The sequence below is a fragment of the Corynebacterium pygosceleis genome, from assembly GCF_016595275.2.
Lineage (GTDB): Bacteria > Actinomycetota > Actinomycetes > Mycobacteriales > Mycobacteriaceae > Corynebacterium > Corynebacterium pygosceleis.
Map to the genome: position 1 here is coordinate 363,291 of NZ_JAENIQ020000002.1, position 20,348 is coordinate 383,638.

Consider the following 20,348-nt stretch of genomic DNA (forward strand, 5'->3'; position numbering starts at 1 on the left):
TTCTCCACGGCCACGACGCAGCACAGGACGGACCGGGAACACCACCGCGCTAGGGCCGGTAATCCAGGAGCAGTGCCGCCGTCGCACTGTCGGTGACGAGGGCCGGATTGACGTCCGACCGCGCGATCGCCGAGATGGCGGCAACCTTCTCCCACCCCCAGGCGACCACCAGGGGCAGATCGATCTTCCTCAACCGCTCCGGCTCCAGGGAGATGGTCCGGTCGCAGAGAGGGGTGTGCACGTGCCTGCCCTTCACATCGAAGTGGTGCCCGGAGAAATGCGCCACGACCTTGTACCTCCGGAGATCACGGGTGATCTGCGGCGTGATGAAGGGCTGAAGCAGCGCACTCGCGTTCCCCTGCCCCACCGACCCGACCCCGACGACGGCGATGTCCGCGCGGGCGGCGAGCTCCAGGGTGGTCACCATCATCTCCTCCCGCCGGGCCCAGCGGGCCGCGGTCGCGGAGCGCAGCACGATCGGCACGGGGAGCAACCGGTACCCTCCACCGAACTTCGCGGCCAGCCGGCGGGTGAGATCGGGCGCGTCGACGGCGTGGTGCTCCGATCCACCGTAGGAACCGACCATCTGACAGACGACGGACAACGGCCAGTTCTGCTGCGGCATCGATTCAACCACGGCCGCGACCGACCGGCCGTTGGACAGCGCGACCACCGCCTGCCGGTGTCCCGCGCTCTCGATGATGTCGGCCGCGAGCCTGCCCACATCATGGGGTGCGGTGTTCTCACCCGAGGACGAGGCGACGAACACCCTCTCCAACCCGAGGTGACGACGGAGTTGACGCTCGAGTTCGAACGACTGCTCCAGGGGATGGTGGACCGTCGTCCGGACCATGTGCCGTTCCCTCGCCTCCTTCAGCAGACGGGACACCCTCGACCGCGAGCAGAACCGCTGTTCGGCGATCTCGCTCTGCGAGAGGTGCTGTTCGTAGTAGAGCCTCGCGACGGTGAGGATCTCCTCGACCCTCTGCCGTTCATTCCCTCTCATGTCCGCGCACATAGTTGCAACCTCTCCGATCAGTTAATCCGCTACACCTCCACCATAGCCACACCAACCTGGCAAAACGGACGAATTAGTGGTTTTGATGCAGAAGTAACCGCACATCTGTGCACGACGACCCTCCCGCCACTGCTGCACTTCTGGCAGCGTACGACTCAGGCAAACCGCCTTTTCCGCGTCATTTTGAGGAGTAAACTATGTCACAGTTCGTACGGACCATTCTCGGAGACGTAGCCCCTGAGACCCTCGGTGTGGTCAACGCCCACGACCACCTGATCCGGGTCGGTGCGGGCGAGGTCTACATCGACGCCGATCACCAGCTCGCCGACGTGGACAAGGCCGTCGAGGAGGCCACCTACTTCGTCGAGGCCTCGAAGAACTGGGCGGACGGCGGAACCGTGGTCGACATGTGCCCCGCCAACTGCGGCCGTGACCTCGACAAGCTCGCCGAGGTCAACCGACGTGTCCCGGGTCTCCAGATCGTGGCGACCACGGGCTTCCACCGTGAACACGTCTACCTCGAGACACAGTCCCACTGGGTGAGCCGCTACAGCGTCGACCAGATCGCGGATCTCCTGATCGCGGACATCACCGAGGGAATCGACAGGCACGACTACTCCGGCCCCATCGTCGACCGCACCGGGTACAAGGCGGGCTGCATCAAGGTGGCGACGGCCTACGGAAAGATCACGCCCTTCGAACGCAAGTGCATGGAAGCCTGTGCGAAGGCTGCCGTCGAGACCGGAGCACCGATCAACACCCACACCACCTACGGCACGTGCGGACTCGATCAGGCACAGGAACTGATCCGGATGGGGGTGCCCGCAGACCAGATCGCGATCGGACACATCCAGCGCAACGCCGACGTCTACTACCTCCGGCAGATCCTCGACACCGGCGTCTGGCTGGAGATCGACGGCACATACCGCATCAAGTACCAGCCCGAGTCCAACCGCATGATGGAACTGAAGGAACTCGGCGACCGGGGATACGGTGACCGTATCCTGCTGGGAACCGACTCCGGCAAGCGGAGCTACCAGAAGGCCTACGGCGCCGTGACAGGTGTCGACTTCAACCCGGCCGTCGACGGTCCCCGCATGATCGACGAGGGCTTCGATCCGGGGTACGTCCATCAGCTGCTCGTGACCAACGGCCAGAAGTTCTTCACCATGCGGGGAGCGCGGTAGTCATGGCACCACGGTTGCAGGTGGCGGTTGACTCCCCCGACATGGTCTCCGCTCTCGGCCCCCTGAACAAGGCGGTCGAACACGTCGACATCATCGAGTGCGGGACGATCCTCGTGATCGCCGAGGGGCTCCGGGCGGTCCGGGAGATCCGGGCGCTGTACCCGGAGAAGACGATCCTCGCCGATGTCCGCATCGCCGAGGCGGGCAGCCTCATCGCCCGCCAGTGTTTCGAGGCGGGTGCGGACTGGGTCTCCTGCGTCGCGGGTGCCTCCCTGTCCACCATCGGTCAGGTCGTCAAGGTCGCGGCCGAGTACGACGGAGAGGTACAGGTCGAACTCGGGGAGGTCTACTCGCCGGACCGTGCTCGGGCCTGGCGGGACCTCGGTGTCCGGCACGTCATCGTGAAACGTTCCCGTGACAGGGAGGCCGCGGGCGATCTGTCCTGGGGAGACGAGGACATCGAGCGGGTCAGCGAACTGGCGGACATGGGATTCACCGTCACCGTGACGGGCGGGATCAAGGCCGCGGAACTCGATGTCTTCACCGGCCGTCCGGTGGGGGTGGTCATCGCCGGCCGCGAGATCATGCAGGCGGAGGATCCGGAAGCCTCCGCACTCAACCTGCAGCGGGCGATCGGTCGGGTCTGGCCATGAGCACCATCCGCCTCGGAATCTACGAGAAGGCCCTCGTCAGTGCCCCGTGGCCCGAGTTCTTCGGGCAGGTCCGGGCAGGGGGTTTCCATTTCGTCGATCTCTCCGTCGACGAGACACCCGAGCGGGCAGCCCGCCTCGACTGGTCCCAGGAGGAACGCCGCAGCGTCCGTGACGCGGCGCACACGGCAGGGGTCCAGATCGGTGGGATCTGTCTCTCACTGCACAGGCGGATCATGCCGGGTTCCGCCGATCCCGCCGTCAGGGCGCAGGCGCGGGACGTGTACCGGAAAGGTATCGACCTCGCCCATGACCTCGGTGTGTCGGTGGTGCAGGTCGCCGGCTACTACGCCTACTACGAGGATGACGATCCGGAGAGCCGTAGCCGGTACATCGACACGCTGAAGGACGCTGTCCCGCACGCCGCTCACAGGGGTGTCATCCTCGCGATCGAGAATGTCGACGGCCACGACATCTCCTCCGTCCAGGACGCGATGTCGGTCGTCCACGAGTGCGCCAGTCCGTGGGTGCAGATCTACCCCGATGTCGGGAACATCGCGGAACACGGCGGAGACGCCACCGAGGAGCTGGCCGCGGGACGCGGACACATGGTCGCCCTGCACGTCAAGGACGTCCTTCCCGGTGAACCACGCCGGATCTTCTTCGGAACCGGCGTCGCGGATTTCGACGCGGCGTTCGCGGAGCTGAAGAGACAGGACTGGGACGGTCGGATCATGCTCGAAATGTGGAACGACGACTCCCCCGACTCGCCGGCGACCTGCGAGAGAGCCAGAAGATTCATCGAAGAAAAACTCATTTCCGCCGGTTGCACCGTGCAACCCCTACAGTGAAGGAGATCATTCCACATGATGCTCAGGGAACTACGGGAACAGGTCTGCGAGGGAAACCTCGCGCTACCCCGGCACGGTCTCGTCGCCTGGACCGGAGGAAATCTCTCCGCTCTCGCGGACTCCGGTGACCGGATCGTCATCAAACCGTCGGGCAGGCTCTACACGGACATGACGCCCGAGGACATGGTCGTCGTCGACCTCGACGGACGCATCATCGAGGGTATCCACGGCCCGAGCTCGGACACCTCCTCGCACCTCGGCATCTACCGGGGCCGCGACGACGTGAAGTCCGTCGTCCACACCCACTCAACCTACGCCACCGCCTGGGCGGCCCTCGGGGAAGAGATCCCGTGCTGCCTCACCGCGATCTCAGACGAGTTCGGTGGGCCGGTCCCCTGCGGTGGCTACGCCCGCATCGGCGGTGACGCGATCGGTGAGGAGATCCTCCGCAGTATCGGTCGTTCACCGGCGATCCTCATGAAACAACACGGTGTCTTCACCATCGGCCCCGGAATCCAGAAGGCCCTCCAGGCCGCCGTGATGGTCGAGGACGTCGCCCGCACCATGTGGGCCGCACGGCTCATGGGTACTCCAATCCCGCTGCCCGAGGAGGAGATAGCGGCCAACTTCGACCGCTACACGCACCGCTACGGGACAGCCCAAGCATCCGAAGGGGTGACCGGAAATGTTTGACATCACATCCATTGGCGAAGGCCAGATACGACTGACGGTGATCGAAGGCCGCCGTCTCCTCAACTCCACCAAGGTCCTCCTCAACGCCGCATGCTCGGAGGCGAACGTGTGCGGGGTCCTCTCACAGCTCGGGCGTTCCACATCATGGTGCTCGATACTGCCGGAAGGCGATCTCGCCGAGCGTTGTCTCTCCGAGTACCGTGCCGTCGGGGTGGACCTCTCCAACATGATCCGTGTTCCGGAGGGTCGCACCGCCCTCTACTTCATGGAGCCGGGTAAATCACCGATGCCGTCCCGGGTGATCTACGACCGCCAGCACACACCGTTCCGGGACATCGGCGTCGACGACGTCAACTGGGATTCGATGCTGGACACCAGACTCGTCTTCGTCACCGGCATCACGGCGGCACTCACGGACGAGACCGGTGCGGTCATCACGCACTTCGTCGAGAGGGCCGCCGAGAGAGGCATCGATGTCGTTCTCGACGTGAACTACCGGGGCCTCCTCTGGTCCCCGGAGAAGGCGGCGGAGGTGCTCACCCCGATCGCCGAGAAAGCCACGGCGCTGTTCTGCTCACGCCGCGACGCCGAGATCGTCTTCGGTGTCACCGGCGACGGGCCGGGGTGCGCCAGGGCCCTCCGGGAACGTTTCGGTACCAGATTCGTCGTGTCGACGGACCAGACGAATCCGGTGTACTACTCCGACGACCGGGGAGAGGGCAGCGTCAACGTCGAGATGGTACCGGTCGTCGACCGACCGGGCGCCGGAGACAGCTTCGTCGCCGGCTGCCTGCACGGTTTCCTTTCCGGGGACATGCGCCGGGGGGTCGAATTCGGCAAGGCGATCGCGAAGTACGCGCTCACCCACCACGGTGACCTGACCAGAATCAACCCGGCAGAACTCTCCATCCCCACCACCGCCGACATCATCCGCTAGCGGACTGTCCAGAGATTAAGGATAACCCCATGTCCAACACACCCACCGTGCCGGTGATGACGGCCGCCAGCCAGATCGACTCCCGGAAACTCACCCGGAACCAGAAGTCCATCGTCGGCCTCGTCATCATGGGCAACATCGCCGAATTCTTCGACATCTTCCTCATCGGTTTCGTGGTGTCCCTCCTGGTGAAACCGTGGCACCTCTCGGGATTCGAGGCCGGGGTCATCCTCGCCTGTTCCGGGCTCGGAACCGTGGCCGGAGCCATCCTCTGGGGACGCCTGGCCGACAAGGTCGGCCGCAAGGGCGCATTCCTGTGGTGCATCGTTCTCCTGGTCGTCTTCACCGCACTGTGCATCATCACACCGGACCGGGGATGGTGGCTGCTCGCCATCCTGCGGATCGGGGTCGGCATCGGAGTCGGTGGCCTGAACATCACCTCGATCCCCTACGTCCAGGAATTCGTGCCCGCCAAGCATCGTGGCCTCCTGGCGGGACTGGCCTCCGTGTTCATTCCCGTCGGCCTGCTCCTCGGTGCACAGGCACAGCAGTGGCTCGCCGAGCCCATCGGCTGGCGTGGCCTGATCGCCCTCGGCGTGATCCCGGTGTTTCTCTTGTTCTGGCTGGCCCGGGTACCCGAATCACCCCGTTTCCTCCAGACGCACGGCCGCGCCGAGGAAGCCCGACAGGCCTACGCCTGGGCGCTGATGGTTCCCGTCTCGGAGGTCGGTGAACTTCCTGAACTGAAGAAGGAGAACTCCGCCAGCTTCAGCAAGGTCTTCGGGGCCCACAAGAAGTCACTGGCGCTGATAACCTTCGGTTCCTTCTGTTTCATCCTCGGTTCCTTCACCATCCAGTCCTGGGGACAGACCCTGCTCAAGGACGGGTTCGGTTACACCGCCTCCATGGTCGGAATGATGTTCACCTTCGTCTCGCTCGCGGACATCATCGGCCGGCTCAGTTCAGCGTGGCTGTCCGACATCATCGGTCGCCGATGGGTGATGTTCAGCTTCGGCATGCTGGGGGCCGCCGGTTGCGTCATCTCCGCCACGGCCTCGACCGGAACGGTGTTCTTCATCGGTGTCCTCATCGCGATGATGTTCGGTGACGGAGCATTCGGCATCCTCAACGCCTTCGGTGCGGAGCAGTTCCCGAATGATGTGCGCTCGACGGGACTCGGCCTCGGTTACGGCATCGGGGCCACTGCCAAGATCTTCGGGCCCGCGCTCATGGGCTTCCTCATCGGAGGTTCGGCCATCAAACAGGACGTCACACTCGATGCGGTGCCCCCGGCGTTCTTCCTGTTCGCCACACTGCTCGCGCTCGGTGGCATCACCTACCTCTTCGCCAAGGAGACGAAGGCCCTGCAGCTGGAGAAGATCTGATCTCACCACCGGACACCGCAGCTGTGTCCCCCGCTGACGACGTTGACACCGGATCGGTCCCACCGATCCGGTGTCACCCGTTCCCGCAGGTGTTCCCCGGACCCGACGCACACGGGCCGGCCCCGCGACGGGGGCACGGAAACGACGAAACCGCCGCCCCGGATGAATCCGGGGCGGCGGTGCCGTATCAGGGGTGCACCGAAATCAGCGGCGCAGACCCAGGCGGGAGATCAGATCGCGGTAACGATCGACGTTGTTCTCCTTCAGGTACTTCAGCAGGCCACGACGGCGACCGACCATCAGGAGCAGGCCGCGACGGGAGTGGTGGTCGTGCTTGTGGAACTTGAGGTGCTCGGTGAGCTCACGGATTCGGGTGGTCAGCAGAGCGATCTGAGCCTCCGGCGAACCGGTGTCGGACTCGTGCAGGCCGTACTCGGCCAGGATGGACTTCTTCTGCTCGGTGGAAAGTGCCACGGAGTGTTCTCCTCTTACATAATTTCAGTCCACATGAAAAATTCCGTGTGCCGGGTTTGTTCTCTATCTTCATCAAGCCGACATCAAGCCGTCATCGAGCCGACGTCAACCGGATTCCGGAGGATAACACCGCTTTCCGCACACGGGGAGCAACTGCTGTGGACCGCAGTCGCAAACCTCCGTCAACCATAGCACGACGACCCCGGCACCGTCATTCGGACGACCGGTGCCGTTCCATGATCCCCCGGGTACGTCGGACATCCCGGTCCATGGCGGTGAGCAGCTCATCGACACCGTCGAACTTCTCCATACCCCGCAGGTGCTCGATGAAGTCGACCGCGCAGTGCCTGCCGTAGAGGTCGGCCTCCCGGTCCAGCACGAACGCCTCGACGCTCCGACGCTCGTCACCGAACGTGGGATTCGTTCCGACGGAGATGGCGGTGACGTAGCGGACCCCCGTTTCCATGTCCCCGTCAACGGGGCCGGCAGCCGGATCATCACAGAGGGTGAACCATCCGCAGTAGACCCCGTCGGCGGGCACGGCGACGGACTCCGGGAAGTACAGGTTCGCCGTCGGATAGCCGAGTTCCCGACCACCGCGCCCCGCTCCACGGACGACCTCACCGGACAGGCGGAAGGGACGTCCGAGCGCCCAGTTGGCCCGGGCCACGTCCCCCTCACGCAGGAGCCCCCGGATCACGGAGGACGAGATGGTGATCCCGTCCTCCGTGAGAAGCTCCCGGACATCCACCCTGATCCCGTGACGCTCCCCCAGTTCACGGAGGGTGTCGGTGTTCCCGGAGGCCCGGTGCCCGAAGGTGAAGTTCTCCCCGACGACGACGGTGTCCGCTCTGAGCCGGTCCACGAGGACGCCCCTGACGAACTCCCCGGGGCTCTGCTTCGCCATGTCCACGGTGAAGGGGACGACGAGCATGTGGTCCACCCCCAGCTCCCGGGCGAGATCCGCCCGGGTGGCGACGGTACCGAGCATCGGGGGAAGCCTGTCCGGTGCGAACACCGCCATCGGGTGCGGGTCAAACGTCATGAGAACCGAGGGCAGGCCGCATTCCCGGGCCCGTCGGGTTGCCGCCGCGATGAGCCGACGGTGACCCCGGTGAACCCCGTCGAAGACGCCGATGGTCACCACCGACCCGTCGAGGTCGGTGGGTATCTTCTCGAGTCCGTGCCAAATGTCCACCGGTACAGGGTACGTGATCGCCTAAACTGTCCGCATGACTGATCCCCTCGCCACTTCCGGACTCGTTGTCGTGGACAAACCCGCGGGTTTGACCTCCCATGATGTGATCGCCCGCCTCCGCAGGGCGTTCGGGACCAGGAGGGTCGGCCACGCGGGAACCCTCGACCCGATGGCGACCGGGGTCCTCGTCGTCGGTGTCGAACGGGGAACCCGTTTTCTCGCGCACCTCGTGGCGGAGACGAAGTCCTACACCGGCACCATCAGACTCGGTTCCGCGACGACGACGGATGACGCCGAGGGGGAGACCGTCTCCACCGCCGCAGCCGACACGGTGACCGGACTCGACGACGCGGCGATCGCCGCGGGGCTCGCTGATCTGCGGGGTGACATCATGCAGAAACCGAGTGCCGTCAGTGCCATCAAGATAGACGGAAAGCGCGCACATGAGCGGGTGCGGGCGGGAGAGACCGTGGACATACCGGCCCGTCCGGTCACCGTGCACCGCCTCGAGGTCACGGATCTCCGCCGGAACGCGGGATCCATCGACATCGACGTGGACGTCCTCTGTTCCTCCGGCACCTACATCCGTTCCCTCGCCCGTGATCTCGGCGCGACACTCGGGGTGGGCGGCCATCTGACCGCGCTCCGACGGACCTCCGTCGGCCCGTTCGACGTCACCCGGGCGCAACCGCTCGCGGAGATCACGGAACACCCGGAACTGTCCCTGAGCCTCGATGAGGCTCTGGCCGTCTCCTTCCCGGTGCTCGGGGTCACGGAGGAGGAGGGCTCCGCCCTGGCAATGGGAAAGTGGCTGGAACCGCGCGGGTTGAAGGGCGTTCACGCCGCCGTCACCCCTGACGGCCGCTCCGTGGCACTGGTCAGGGAGACCGGGAAGCGTCTGGCCACGGTGTTCGTCGCGCGCCCGTCGACACTCTGAACCGGCGTCAGGTGATCGCCGTCGTCGCGATGACGTATCCGTCCCGCATCACCCACCGGCCCGAGATGAAGGGCACCGGTGTCGGGCGGACGAGCAGGTACGACACGAATGTGCCGTCGACCCGCAGGTCGATCTCCGCCTGCTCGAAGCCCAGCCAGCGGTGGGTCAACGGAAACCACGCTTTGTAGGTGGCCTCCTTCGCGCAGAACAACAGACGGTCGGCGCCCCTGATCCCCGCGTCCCGGAACTTCTTCAACTGCGGAAGTTCGCCTTCCCGTGCGATGGAACCGAGGATCCCCTCCGGGAGGGGTTCGAGGGGTTCAGCGTCCAGTCCGAGCGAACGGACCAGCAGTGACGGGGCGACGACAGCCGCACGGAACCCCTCGGTGTGGGTGAGGGAACCGGACACCGCGGGCGGGAGCAGCGGCATTCCCCGTTCGCCCCGCAGAATCGGTGCGCCCGTCTCCCGCCCGAGTTGCTCCAGTGCCCGGTGCGCGCACCAGCGGGCGTCACCGAACTCCGCCTTACGGACATCGAGGGAATGGGTCACCAGGGCCTTCTCCAGGGGGTGCAGCCCGTTGAAGTTGGTGAGGTCGTTCACCCCGATCTCGGTCTTCACCCAGCAGAACCTGGCGGAGTTCGGGAACAGGTCACCGTCAAGCATCCCGCACCTCCATCACCGGATACGGCCAGGTCCACTCCCCCTGCAGGTGCCGGTTCCACTCCCTCGGGTAACCGAGGGACACCTCCGTGTGCGGGACACCGTCGACCACCGTCGTCCCCGGGGTGTGCAGGTGTCCGTAGATGACGGAACGCGCCCCGTACCGCTGCGCCCAGGCACGTGTGTGGCGGGTGCCGCACCAGAGGGAGAGCTCCGGGAACGCCAGCTTCTTCACCGGTTCTATGACCAGTGGCCAGTGGTTGATGAGGATCGTCGGACCGGAGACCTTGCTGAGCCGCTTGATCGAGTACGCCAGACGGTCCCAGCACCACGCACGGATGTCGACGAACGGGGCGATGGCGAACTGGTCGGTCATCACCACCTGCCGGTCGTGGGCGGCCTGAACGGCCTGTTCCACCGTGGAACCGGTCTTCCGGAAGGAGTAGTCGTAGAGGGTGAACAGCGGTACCACTGTCACCCCGTCGAACACCGGGTACGGGTCTTCCGGGGTGAGAACGTCGATCTTCCGGCATCCGGCCACGAGTTCGTCGTATTTGGCACGCCCCTGGTACCGGTCCGTCGAACGGCAGAACAGTTCGTGGTTGCCGGGCACCCAGATCACACAGGCGAACCGCTTCCGGAGCCGGTTCAGGATCTGCAGGACCAGTTCGGTGCGTTCGGCGACGTCCCCCGCGACGATCAGCCAGTCCGACGGGTCACGCGGCCGGATCGAGTCGATCATCCCGGCGTTGTCCTTCACGGCCCCGTGCAGATCCGCGACAGCCCACAGTGTCTGCGTGACGGTACCCGGCCGGTCGGTGCCGCCGGGTGCTCGGGAGGACTGGGGCATGGGGTTCATTATGCCGTACCCGCACCGACCCGGTCATCGTTCCCGTCCCCCACCACGGCACCGTCCGGCAGGGCCCATCTCATGGAGCGGAAGCGCCGTACCACGAACCCGAGCCGAAGGAGCATGAAGGCCGTCAGGCCGCACCAGACGCCGGTGAGACCGGTCCCGGTGAACAGCGCGAGCCATACCCCCGGAACGAAGCCGAGCAGCACGGAGGCGATCGTGGCGTTACGCAGGTAGGCGACGTCCCCGGCCCCCAGCAGAACGCCGTCGAGAGCGAACACCACACCACCCGCGACGATCATCGCGACCATCAACCACCAGGGGCCGGCCATGGCGCGCAACGTCTCCCCGTCGGTCGTGAACAGTCCGGGGATGAGGGAGTGTCCGAGTGCGAACACGGCGGCCAGGACGGCGGCCATACCGCAGGAGAAGACGGTCACCCGGGTCCCGACCTTCCGCGCCAGGCCGGAGGTACCGGCACCGAGTGCCGCACCTGTCAGTGCCTGGGCGGCGATGGCGAGGGAATCCAGGACGAGGGACAGGAAGTTCCACAGCTGCAGCATCACCTGGTGGGCCGCGAGAGACGCCGCCCCGAATCGCGCGGCGACCGCGGCTGCGGAGATGAACGCGACCTGGAAGGACAGGGAGCGGGCGATGAGATCCCGCCCCATCACCAGCTGTCTGCGCATGATCCCGGGGTTCGGACGCCAGCCTCCTCCGTGCATCCTGGAGAGGCAGATCAGGAACAGGATCGCGGTGATGGACTCGCCGGTGAGATTGGCCCAGGCTGAACCGACGATGCCGTGGTGCCCGACGAGGTAGGGCACCAGAGCCGCCGAGGGCAGGACTCCGGCGAGTGTGAACCACAACGGGAGCCGGGTGTTCTGGATCCCCCGCAGCCATCCGTTTCCGGCCATCGTCACGAGTATCAGCGGAATGCCGAGACCCGCGACCCGCAGCCAGGTGGTTGCTTCCTCCGCGATGACCGCGTCGTCGGCCAGCCATCCGGTGAACCGCGCCGCTCCGGCGAGGATCACCACCGCGATCACGAGCCCGACGGCGAGTGCGACCCAGGTCGCCTGAACTCCTTCGCCGACCGCGTCCCGCCTCTTCCCCGCGCCGTAGAGCCGTGCGGAACGCGCCGTGGTCCCGTAGCTGAGGAAGGTCAGCTGGGTGGTGACCATCGCCTGAATGGTGGTGGCGGCCCCGAGCGCCGCGAGTTCGTGCCGCCCGAGACGCCCCACCACCGCCGTGTCGAAGAGCAGGTAGAGGGGGGTCGCCGCGAGGACCCCCAACGCGGGAAGGGCCAGACCGAGGATCTCTCCGACGCTCACCTTCTCCAGGTTCCTGGCCGTCCTGTCGCTCACGCGTCGTTCTCCGGTGTGTACGGGTGGGCGTGTCCGCCGACGGCACGACGAACCGCCGCCAGGACCGTCCCCCTGGTTCCCCGGACCGTCGCACCGGCGGCCAGGAGGTGTCCTCCACCGCCGAGCGACGTCGCCACGGAGGCGACGTCATGGTCCGTCGAACGGAACGAAACTGACCAGACACCGGGCAGATTCTCCTTGAGCAGCACACCGACCCCCTGACCGGTCGCCCGGATGAATTCGGTGAGCGACTCGATCGTCTCGGGGTTCGTTTCCGTGATGGTCGCGTGATCGGCCGTGAGCACCGTCACCCCGGGGCCGTCGGGATGGGTCTCGACCCCGGCGAGCACCCGCCCGATGATCCTCAGGGATTCCGGGGTCGTCGCATCCATGAGATCGACGGCGACCGCCCGGGTGTCGACGCCACGGCCGATGAGGTCCGCGGCCAGGAGGTGCATGCCGGCTCCTCCCCACCGGAAACTTCCGGTGTCGGTGACCAGTCCCGCGTAGAGGGCGTGCGCCACGTCACGGTCGATCCCGTCACCGGATGCGGTGAACCAGCGGTGGAGTATGGCGGTGGTCGATTCCGCCGCCGGGTCGATGACGTCGACGGTTCCGAAACCCGTGTTCGACGAATGGTGGTCGATCACCAGGACACGGTCGTGGGCACCGATGCCCTCCGCGCAGGTTCCGGTGCGTCCGAGATCCCCGCAGTCGACCGTGACCACGAGATCCGCTTCGGGGAGGCGTTCCACCAGCTGAATGTCGGCACACCCCGGGATCGTGTACAGGTTGGTCGCGATCGGCTCCCGCTGTCCGATGACACCGGTCGCGTCGATGCCCCGCTGTCGGAGGACGGCAACCGTCGCGCACACGCTGCCGATCGCGTCGGCGTCGGGCCGGATGTGCCCGACGACGACTGCGGTGGAGATCTCCGCCGGATCGGCCAATTTGTCGGCGGCGGTGAAACCACGGTCCGCCACGATGTCAGTTCTCCCCGGTGCGGTAGGGGTTCTCGTCGCCCACGGGTCGGGCGTTCTCACGGAGTTTGGCCAGTTCCTCGTCGCGGGCCCGCGCCTTCGCGAGCAACTGCTCCATGTGGTTGGCGGTCTGCGGCACCGTGTCGTGCGCGAAGACGAGCGTCGGGGTGAAGCGCACCCCGAGATCGTCACCGACGATCTTGCGGAGCTGACCCCGGTACCTCTTGAGGGCCTCGGCGGCCGCGGGCACGTCCGGATCCTCGTCGATGGTGGCACCACGGACCGTGTAGTAGACGGTCGCTTCGTGGAGATCGCCGGTCACCTTGCAGTCCGTGACGGTGATGAGTTCCAGCCGACGGTCGTTGATCTGGTTCTCGATCGCGGTCGCGACGATCATCTGGATACGTTTCGCCATTCTGGCGGCGCGGGCGTGGTCGACCATGGTCGGGACTCCTCATGATTCCGGTGGGGCTGTGACACTACGCCCCGTACTTAGGCCCACCCCGTGCGGTCGGTGCCGGTCGGAGACGGTGCACGACACCGCACTCCGTTCTCCGCCTGTGGACGACTGCACCCGGGCGGCTGTTCGGAGGACGATTCTACCCGGTGCAACGGTGGAGGCGGCGCCCGGGTGCATCCGTGACCGCGACTCCCGAACCGACCCGACGAACGGGGCTGATGTGCTGGTGGGACCCTCCACCCGGAGTTGTCGGGGAACGACGGTTCAGGTACGCACGGTGGTGGATGACCTGTGTGTCCGTACGGTTCCCGGCCTCACAGGCACGCCCCAGCCCACGACGACCGGAGAACCCCAGGGAGAGACCATGACCACCTACAACACCCTCACCATTGAACGGGACGGACGTGTCGCCGTCATCACGATCAACCGTCCGGAGGTCCTCAACGCCCTGGACAGCGAGACCATGCACGAGGTGGTCTCCGCCGGAACGGAACTCGACCGCGACGACGGGATCGGCTGCATCGTCCTCACCGGAGCCGGCGGCAAGGCCTTCGCCGCCGGTGCGGACATCGGGGAGATGGCCTCGAAGTCGGCGACCGACATGTACTCCCTGGACTTCTTCGCCCGGTGGGAGGACTTCACGCGACTGCGCACACCCGTGATCGCCGCGGTGGACGGTTACGCACTCGGTGGCGGGTGCGAGCTGGCCATGATGTGCGATCTCATCATCGCGGGTGAGAAGGCCAGGTTCGGGCAACCGGAGATCAACCTCGGTGTGATTCCCGGGATGGGCGGCTCCCAGCGCCTGACGCGCGCGATCGGCAAGGCGAAGGCCATGGAGATGTGCCTCACCGGCCGGATGATGGAGGCGGATGAGGCCGAGAGCGCGGGGCTCGTCGCACGTGTCGTCCCCGCCGGGGAGGCCCTCACGGAGGCGATGGAGACCGCCCGGGTCATCGCCTCGAAATCGAAGATCGCCGCCACGATGGTGAAGGAGGTGATCAACGCGGCGTACGAGAACACCCTGGAGCAGGGGGTCCGCTACGAACGCCGGATGTTCCACTCGGTGTTCGCCTCCGAGGATCAGACGACCGGGATGACCGCGTTCATGAACAAGGAGAATCCGGAGTTCAGGCACCGCTGATCATCAACGGGGAGCAGGGGCCCACCCGACCCCGGGCGACCCCGTTCATCCCGGATGCCCGCGCACGGAACAGCCCCCGCCCGGCGGAGCGTCCACCACTGAAGGTGAACGTCCCGTCACGGACGGGGGCTGCCGTGTCCGCGTCGACGGCCCGGGGGAACCGTCGACGCGACCCGGTTGCCGGATCAGTCGCGGGGAACCTCGACCTGCTCGTAGGCCTCGACGATGTCACCGACGGAGATGTCCGGGTAGGACAGCACCATGCCGCACTCGTAACCGGCGGACACCTCGGTGGCGTCGTCCTTCTCGCGGCGCAGGGAGACGATCGTGGCCTTTTCCGCGATGACGTTGCCGTCGCGGATGAGGCGGACCGACGCATTGCGGCGGACCTTGCCGGATTCGACCATGCAACCCGCGATGAGACCGACGGCCGACGCCTTGAACAGGGCACGGATCTCGGCGCGGCCGATCTCCCGCTCCTCGTAGACCGGCTTCAGCATGCCCTTCAGGGCCTGCTCGATCTCCTCGATCACCCGGTAGATGACCGAGTAGTAGCGGATCTCGACGCCTTCGGTGTTCGCTTCCTCCGTGGCCTTGCCCTCGGCACGGACATTGAAGCCGATGATGACGGCGTCCGACGCCGCGGCCAGCGAGACGTTGGTCTGCGTGATCGCACCGACACCACGGTCGATGATGTTCAGCTGCACCTCGTCGTCGACCTCGATCTTGAGCAGGGCCTCCTCCAGCGCCTCGACGGAGCCGGCGTTGTCGCCCTTGAGGATGAGGTTGAGTGTCGAGGTCTCCTTGAGCACCGCATCCAGATCCTCGAGGGAGACGCGCTTGCGGCTCCGTGCGGCGAGCGCGTTGCGCTTGCGCGCGGCACGCTTGTCGGCGATCTGACGGGCGATGCGGTCATCCTCGACGACGAGGAGGTTGTCACCGGCACCGCAGACCGCGCTGAGTCCCTGGACCTGGACCGGACGCGACGGACCGGCTTCCTCGACGTCGTTGCCGTACTCGTCGACCATGCGACGGACACGACCGTGGGCGTCACCCGCGACGATGGAGTCACCGACGCGGAGGGTACCGCGCTGGACGATGACGGTGGCGACGGGGCCACGGCCACGGTCGAGGTGTGCCTCGATGGCGACACCCTGGGCGTCCATGTCGGGGTTGGCGACGAGTTCGAGTTCGGCGTCGGCCGTGAGCAGAACGGCTTCGAGGAGCGCCTCGATGTTGGTGCCCTGCTTCGCGGAGATGTCGACGAACTGGGTGTCGCCGCCGTACTCCTCGGGAACGAGGCCGTACTCGGTGAGCTGTCCGCGGATCTTGTCCGGGGACGCGCCCTCCTTGTCGATCTTGTTCACCGCGACGACGACGGGCACTTCGGCGGCCTTGGCGTGGTTGATGGCCTCCACCGTCTGCGGCATGACTCCGTCATCCGCCGCGACCACGAGGATCGCGATGTCCGTCGCCTTGGCACCACGGGCACGCATGGCGGTGAACGCCTCGTGACCGGGGGTGTCCAGCAGCGTCAGGGCACGGGGCTGGTCCTCGAGGTTGACGGTCACCTGGTAGGCACCGATGCCCTGGGTGATTCCGCCGGCCTCGTCACCGCCGACGTTGGTCTTGCGGATCGTGTCGAGCAGTCGGGTCTTACCGTGATCGACGTGGCCCATGACGGTGACCACCGGAGGACGCTTGGCGAGCTCCTCCTCGTCGCCCTCGTCCTCACCGAACTGCAGGTCGAAGGACTCCAGCAGCTCGCGGTCCTCGTCCTCCGGGGAGACGACCTCGATCTTGAAGTTCATCTCCTCGCCGAGGAGCACCAGGATCTCGTCCGACACGGACTGCGTCGCGGTGACCATCTCGCCGAGGTTGAACAGAACCTGCACCAGGCTCGATGCGTCGGTGTCGATCTTGTCGGCGAAATCGGACAGGGAGGCACCCCGGGCGAGACGCAGTTTCGCGCCGCGACCGTCGGGCAGACGAACGCCGCTGACGACGTTCGGGGCCTGCATCGCCTCGTACTCGTTGCGCTTCTGCCGCTTCGACTTGCGTCCACGGCGCGGAGCGCCACCGGGACGCCCGAATGCGCCGGCGGTACCACCGCGACGTCCGCCGCGTCCGCCGCCACCGCGACCGAAGCCGCCGGGACCACCGGGGCCACGCCCACCGGGTCCACCGGAGCGTCCGCCACCGGCGGACTTCTGCGGCATGGCGCCCGGGCTCGGGCGCTCCGGCATCATCGCGGGGGTGGGACGACGCCCACCGCCCTGACGCTCCGGGGAGGAACCGGTTCCGGGGCGTCCGCCCTGGGCACCGCCGGGACGCGGGCCACCGGGACGGGGACCGCCACCGGGACGCGGGCCACCGGCACCGGGGCGTCCGCCCTGGGCACCGCCGGGACGCGGGCCGCCGCCGGGACGGGGACCGCCACCGGGACGCGGGCCGCCACCGGGACGGGGCTGGGTGCGCTCGGTACCGGTGGAGAAGGGATTGTTGGCGACGCGGGGTGCGCGTGCTCCGGGCTTCGGACCGGGCTTCGCCATGGGACGCGGCATCGGGGAACGTCCCTCGGAGGCGGGTTTGTCCCCGGCGGGCTTCTTCGCCTCGGCCGTGGAGGATGCCTCAGCGGTCGCGGCGGGAGCAGCGTCAGCCGGAGTCGGCGCGGACGGCTTCTTCGCCGGCGCCGCGGTCTCGTTCTTCGCCTTCGCGACGGCCTCTGCGGGAGTCGGCACGGACTTTCCGGCGGGCTTCGCCGCGGCGGCGGGCTTCGCGGCAGCCGCACCGGGTTTCGGTGCGGAGCCGGGCTTAGCCCCCGATTTCGCGGGGGCGGTGGAGGTCTTCTTGTCGGTGGCGGGCTTGTCGCCACCCTCATTGTCGACGCCGACACCCTTGTCGGCGTAGTAGGACTGCATCTTCTTCACGACCGGTGATTCAACGGTCGATGATGCTGTCTTGACGAACTCGCCCTGCTCTTTGAGCGTGGCAAGCAGTTCCTTGCTTGTAATACCGAGCTTCTTGGCGAGCTCATGTACACGTAGCTTTCCGGGCACTTCTCTCCTCGTAGGTTTAGCTCCAGGCGGATCGAAGGCCGGCGGACCGCGCGTTCTTCAGATCAGCAGGCTGCCGGGTTCTCCGAGCGCCTGAAGATGTTGCGTGTGACGTTCATCGCTGATGCTTCATCGTGTGCTCATCAGTGTTCGTGTCTTTCCTGGGGTAGGTGGTTCAGCGGCATGTTCCCGTAACCAGGTTCGTACCGCCTCGGTGTCCACGGGGGTGGACACCCGCAGCGCACGGTTGAACGCGCGCCTTTTCTCTGCCAGCTCCAGTGCCTCCAGGCTCGGTGTGAGCCATGCGCCCCGTCCCGGTTTCCGGCGTGCCGGATCCGGGATGAGACGGCCGGAACGGGAAGCGTCGGCGACTATCCTCAGCAGCTGCGTGTCCGCTCTGCGTTCACGGGTCGCTATACAGGTGCGTACGCGAATACCGGCGGGTGCCTCGGCACTGGCTCCGGTCTGTCGCATTCGTCTCCTCGTTGCAGCGGTGTCCACCGCCGGTGTGATCCGGCGGTGTGTCGGACAGGGAAAATCTTCCCTGTCACGATTCCCTGTGATGTCGCCCCACGCTTCTCCGGATGATGATCTTCCGGTGGTGACGACGCAGGTCCCGGGAATCCGGTGATCCGGGAAAAATACGGGGAAGTTTCACGGAAGTCACGGCGTCCCGGAGTTCATGACGGAAAATCATGCACGTCGTCGGCACGGGCCTCATACAAGCCTACTCGAAAACACCTCCGAATGTGAACCCGCCCGCTTCCCCCGGAACAGGGGAAGCGGGCGGGGAACACGGGGAACCCACCGGAGGAATCACAACGGTGTCATCTCCGACGGTGATCACCGCGCACATCACCGGGCAACGGACGTCCGACTCAGTGACCGTCGGTGTCGGCGTCCGAGTGGATGTCGATCTTCCATCCCGTGAGACGCGCGGCGAGACGCGCGTTCTGACCTTCCTTGCCGATCGCCAGCGACAGCTGGTAGTCCGGCACGGTGACCCGGGCGACCTGCATCTCCGGATCGAGCACCTCCACCCGCACCACCTTCGACGGTGCGAGCGCGTTTCCGACGAACTCCGCGGGATCCTCGGAATAGTCGATGATGTCCAGCTTCTCGCCGCCCAACTCACCCATCACGTTGGAGACACGCTGGCCACGTGGACCGATGCACGCCCCCTTGGCGTTGAGGCCCTTGACGGTCGCACGGACCGCCACCTTCGACCGGTGCCCGGCCTCCCGGGCGATGCCGGTGATCTCGACCGAACCGTCGGCGACCTCCGGAACCTCGAGTTCGAACAGCCTGCGGACCAGTTCTGGGTGCGTACGGGAGAGGTTGATCTGGAGGTTGCGCTGCCCCTTGGTGACGCCGACGATGTAGCACTTCACACGGTCACCGTGCCTCAGTTTCTCACCGGGAATCTGCTCCGCGGGCAGCAGGACGCCGTCCTGGCCGTCGACCTCGGTCCCGAGACGGACGACGACGATCCCACGTTCGTTGGCACGGGCGTCAGCCTGGACGATACCGCTGATGACCTTGCCCTCGAACTCCGCGTATTCCCCGAAGGCACGCTCGTTCTCCGCGTCACGCATACGGCGGATGATCGCGTCCCGCACCGCTCCGGCGGACACCCGCGCGAAGTTGTTCGGGGTGTCGTCGAACTCACTGACGACGGCGCCCTCCGCGTCGTACTCCGTGACGATGACCGCGACGGAACCGGTGGCCGGATCAATGTCGATGCGCGCCCGGGTGTTGTCGTCCGCACTGTCCCCGTTGTGCGCGTGATACGCCTGGAGAAGTGCCCGTCCGATGGTGGTGAGCATGTCGTTGACGCCGATACCGCGTTCCTTCTCGATGCTCTTCAATGCCGCGACGTCAATATTCACTTGTCTTCCTCCCGCTTGGACAGCGCGTCTTCGTAACTGAGATCCGCCAGCGCGACTTCTGCCGCGGGCGGTTGTGAAAACTCAATTTCTACCACTGCGGTGGCCTCGGCTCCAAGCTCGGCGAGTCGGAGCGTGTCAACCGTGACGCCCTTCCGTCCCTTCTCCGGGCGGCGGATCAGGATGACGGAGTTCCCACCCTCGTCGAGAGCGCCGATACGGGCGATTTCGGTGCGCCCCCCTCGGGTGAGCGCGACGAGCCGTCCCCGGTTCCGGCGCCAGTGCCGGGGTGCGGTGAGCGGGTGATCGACCCCCGGCGTCCCCACTTCGAGCGTGTACCCCTGCCCGCCGAACTCGATGTCGCCGCGTTCCTCTGCCGCATCGAAGGCCGCGGAGATCTCCTGCGAGATGCCCTCCAGGAGATCGAGGTCCGGACGGTCGTCCCCGTCGAGGGCGACCGTCACGGAGGATTTCGCCCCGGCCCGGTTCACCCGGAGATTCTCGACGTCCAGTGCGTGCGCACCGGCGATCGGCGCGACGAGTTCAGTCAGGGTCTGTTCAGTTGGGAATGCCATGGGGCCAACACTACCGTGCCGGTCCACCGACCCGGG

The 20,348-nt window shown here is 66.4% G+C and carries 20 protein-coding genes; 8 read left to right on the plus strand and 12 right to left on the minus strand.

All coding sequences use genetic code 11. The features are described 5' to 3' along the window. Positions 1-49: 49 nt before the first annotated feature. Positions 50-1,006: a sugar-binding transcriptional regulator gene (locus JIM94_RS04955; RefSeq protein ID WP_200255339.1), complete on the minus strand. Its 957-nt coding sequence runs from the start codon at positions 1,004-1,006 to the stop codon at positions 50-52. A 209-nt stretch (positions 1,007-1,215) separates the two neighbouring features. Here JIM94_RS04955 and JIM94_RS04960 point away from each other — a divergent pair, with 209 nt between their 5' ends. The 6 genes from JIM94_RS04960 to JIM94_RS04985 are packed head-to-tail and all read left to right on the plus strand — an operon-like array spanning position 1,216 to position 6,721. Next, the gene (locus tag JIM94_RS04960; RefSeq protein WP_200255341.1) at positions 1,216-2,205 is read left to right on the plus strand and encodes a phosphotriesterase family protein; all 990 of its coding nucleotides are present in this window, start codon (positions 1,216-1,218) and stop codon (positions 2,203-2,205) included. 2 nt (positions 2,206-2,207) lie between these two features. Next, positions 2,208-2,858, plus strand: coding sequence for an orotidine 5'-phosphate decarboxylase / HUMPS family protein (locus tag JIM94_RS04965; protein ID WP_200255343.1), 651 nt, complete (start codon positions 2,208-2,210; stop codon positions 2,856-2,858). Beyond that, on the plus strand, positions 2,855-3,706 hold the full coding sequence (locus JIM94_RS04970; RefSeq protein ID WP_200255345.1) for an L-ribulose-5-phosphate 3-epimerase: 852 nt from the start codon (positions 2,855-2,857) through the stop codon (positions 3,704-3,706). Before JIM94_RS04965 ends, JIM94_RS04970 begins: the two co-directional genes overlap by 4 nt. 15 nt (positions 3,707-3,721) lie before the next feature. After that, on the plus strand, positions 3,722-4,399 hold the full coding sequence (locus JIM94_RS04975; protein WP_200255347.1) for an L-ribulose-5-phosphate 4-epimerase: 678 nt from the start codon (positions 3,722-3,724) through the stop codon (positions 4,397-4,399). Continuing rightward, complete coding sequence (locus tag JIM94_RS04980; RefSeq protein WP_200255349.1) at positions 4,392-5,336, plus strand: sugar kinase; 945 nt, start codon at positions 4,392-4,394, stop codon at positions 5,334-5,336. Before JIM94_RS04975 ends, JIM94_RS04980 begins: the two co-directional genes overlap by 8 nt. Positions 5,337-5,365: 29 nt before the next feature. Beyond that, a complete protein-coding gene (locus JIM94_RS04985; RefSeq protein ID WP_234040202.1) occupies positions 5,366-6,721 on the plus strand; it encodes an MFS transporter in 1,356 nt (451 codons plus the stop codon). A 204-nt stretch (positions 6,722-6,925) separates the two neighbouring features. On the opposite strand, the gene rpsO is transcribed toward JIM94_RS04985, so the two are convergent. Then, positions 6,926-7,195 (minus strand): 30S ribosomal protein S15, encoded by a 270-nt coding sequence (gene rpsO, locus JIM94_RS04990; RefSeq protein ID WP_200255352.1) that lies wholly within the window; start codon positions 7,193-7,195, stop codon positions 6,926-6,928. A gap of 211 nt (positions 7,196-7,406) precedes the next feature. Next, positions 7,407-8,393, minus strand: coding sequence for a bifunctional riboflavin kinase/FAD synthetase (locus tag JIM94_RS04995; protein WP_200255354.1), 987 nt, complete (start codon positions 8,391-8,393; stop codon positions 7,407-7,409). A gap of 34 nt (positions 8,394-8,427) precedes the next feature. Between JIM94_RS04995 and truB the strand changes: the two genes are divergently transcribed. Then, complete coding sequence (gene truB / locus JIM94_RS05000; RefSeq protein ID WP_200255356.1) at positions 8,428-9,330, plus strand: tRNA pseudouridine(55) synthase TruB; 903 nt, start codon at positions 8,428-8,430, stop codon at positions 9,328-9,330. A 7-nt stretch (positions 9,331-9,337) separates the two neighbouring features. Here the strand turns inward: truB and JIM94_RS05005 are convergent, their stop codons facing one another. The 5 genes from JIM94_RS05005 to rbfA are packed head-to-tail and all read right to left on the minus strand — an operon-like array spanning position 9,338 to position 13,633. Beyond that, positions 9,338-9,994 (minus strand): 4'-phosphopantetheinyl transferase family protein, encoded by a 657-nt coding sequence (locus JIM94_RS05005; RefSeq protein ID WP_200255374.1) that lies wholly within the window; start codon positions 9,992-9,994, stop codon positions 9,338-9,340. Further along, positions 9,987-10,841, minus strand: a complete 855-nt coding sequence (locus tag JIM94_RS05010) for a metallophosphoesterase family protein (RefSeq protein WP_200255376.1) — start codon at positions 10,839-10,841, stop codon at positions 9,987-9,989. The genes JIM94_RS05005 and JIM94_RS05010 overlap by 8 nt, the downstream gene beginning before the upstream one ends. Before the next feature lie 8 nt (positions 10,842-10,849). Beyond that, positions 10,850-12,211, minus strand: coding sequence for an MATE family efflux transporter (locus JIM94_RS05015; RefSeq protein WP_248085631.1), 1,362 nt, complete (start codon positions 12,209-12,211; stop codon positions 10,850-10,852). Further along, a complete protein-coding gene (locus tag JIM94_RS05020) occupies positions 12,208-13,194 on the minus strand; it encodes a DHH family phosphoesterase (RefSeq protein WP_248085629.1) in 987 nt (328 codons plus the stop codon). Before JIM94_RS05020 ends, JIM94_RS05015 begins: the two co-directional genes overlap by 4 nt. A 4-nt stretch (positions 13,195-13,198) precedes the next feature. Beyond that, entirely contained in the window at positions 13,199-13,633 is a 435-nt protein-coding gene (gene rbfA, locus JIM94_RS05025) for a 30S ribosome-binding factor RbfA (protein WP_200255378.1), read from the minus strand. 382 nt (positions 13,634-14,015) lie between these two features. Here rbfA and JIM94_RS05030 point away from each other — a divergent pair, with 382 nt between their 5' ends. Further along, positions 14,016-14,795 (plus strand): enoyl-CoA hydratase-related protein, encoded by a 780-nt coding sequence (locus JIM94_RS05030; RefSeq protein WP_200255380.1) that lies wholly within the window; start codon positions 14,016-14,018, stop codon positions 14,793-14,795. A gap of 185 nt (positions 14,796-14,980) precedes the next feature. Here the strand turns inward: JIM94_RS05030 and infB are convergent, their stop codons facing one another. From infB to rimP, 4 genes are all read right to left on the minus strand, one after another. Continuing rightward, on the minus strand, positions 14,981-17,854 hold the full coding sequence (gene infB, locus JIM94_RS05035) for a translation initiation factor IF-2 (protein ID WP_248085627.1): 2,874 nt from the start codon (positions 17,852-17,854) through the stop codon (positions 14,981-14,983). A 126-nt stretch (positions 17,855-17,980) separates the two neighbouring features. Beyond that, positions 17,981-18,325 (minus strand): YlxR family protein, encoded by a 345-nt coding sequence (locus tag JIM94_RS05040; RefSeq protein WP_200255384.1) that lies wholly within the window; start codon positions 18,323-18,325, stop codon positions 17,981-17,983. A gap of 404 nt (positions 18,326-18,729) precedes the next feature. Next, the gene (gene nusA / locus JIM94_RS05045) at positions 18,730-19,740 is read right to left on the minus strand and encodes a transcription termination factor NusA (RefSeq protein ID WP_200255391.1); all 1,011 of its coding nucleotides are present in this window, start codon (positions 19,738-19,740) and stop codon (positions 18,730-18,732) included. Further along, positions 19,737-20,312, minus strand: coding sequence for a ribosome maturation factor RimP (rimP, locus tag JIM94_RS05050; protein WP_200255393.1), 576 nt, complete (start codon positions 20,310-20,312; stop codon positions 19,737-19,739). Before rimP ends, nusA begins: the two co-directional genes overlap by 4 nt. Between the last annotated feature and the right edge of the window lie 36 nt (positions 20,313-20,348).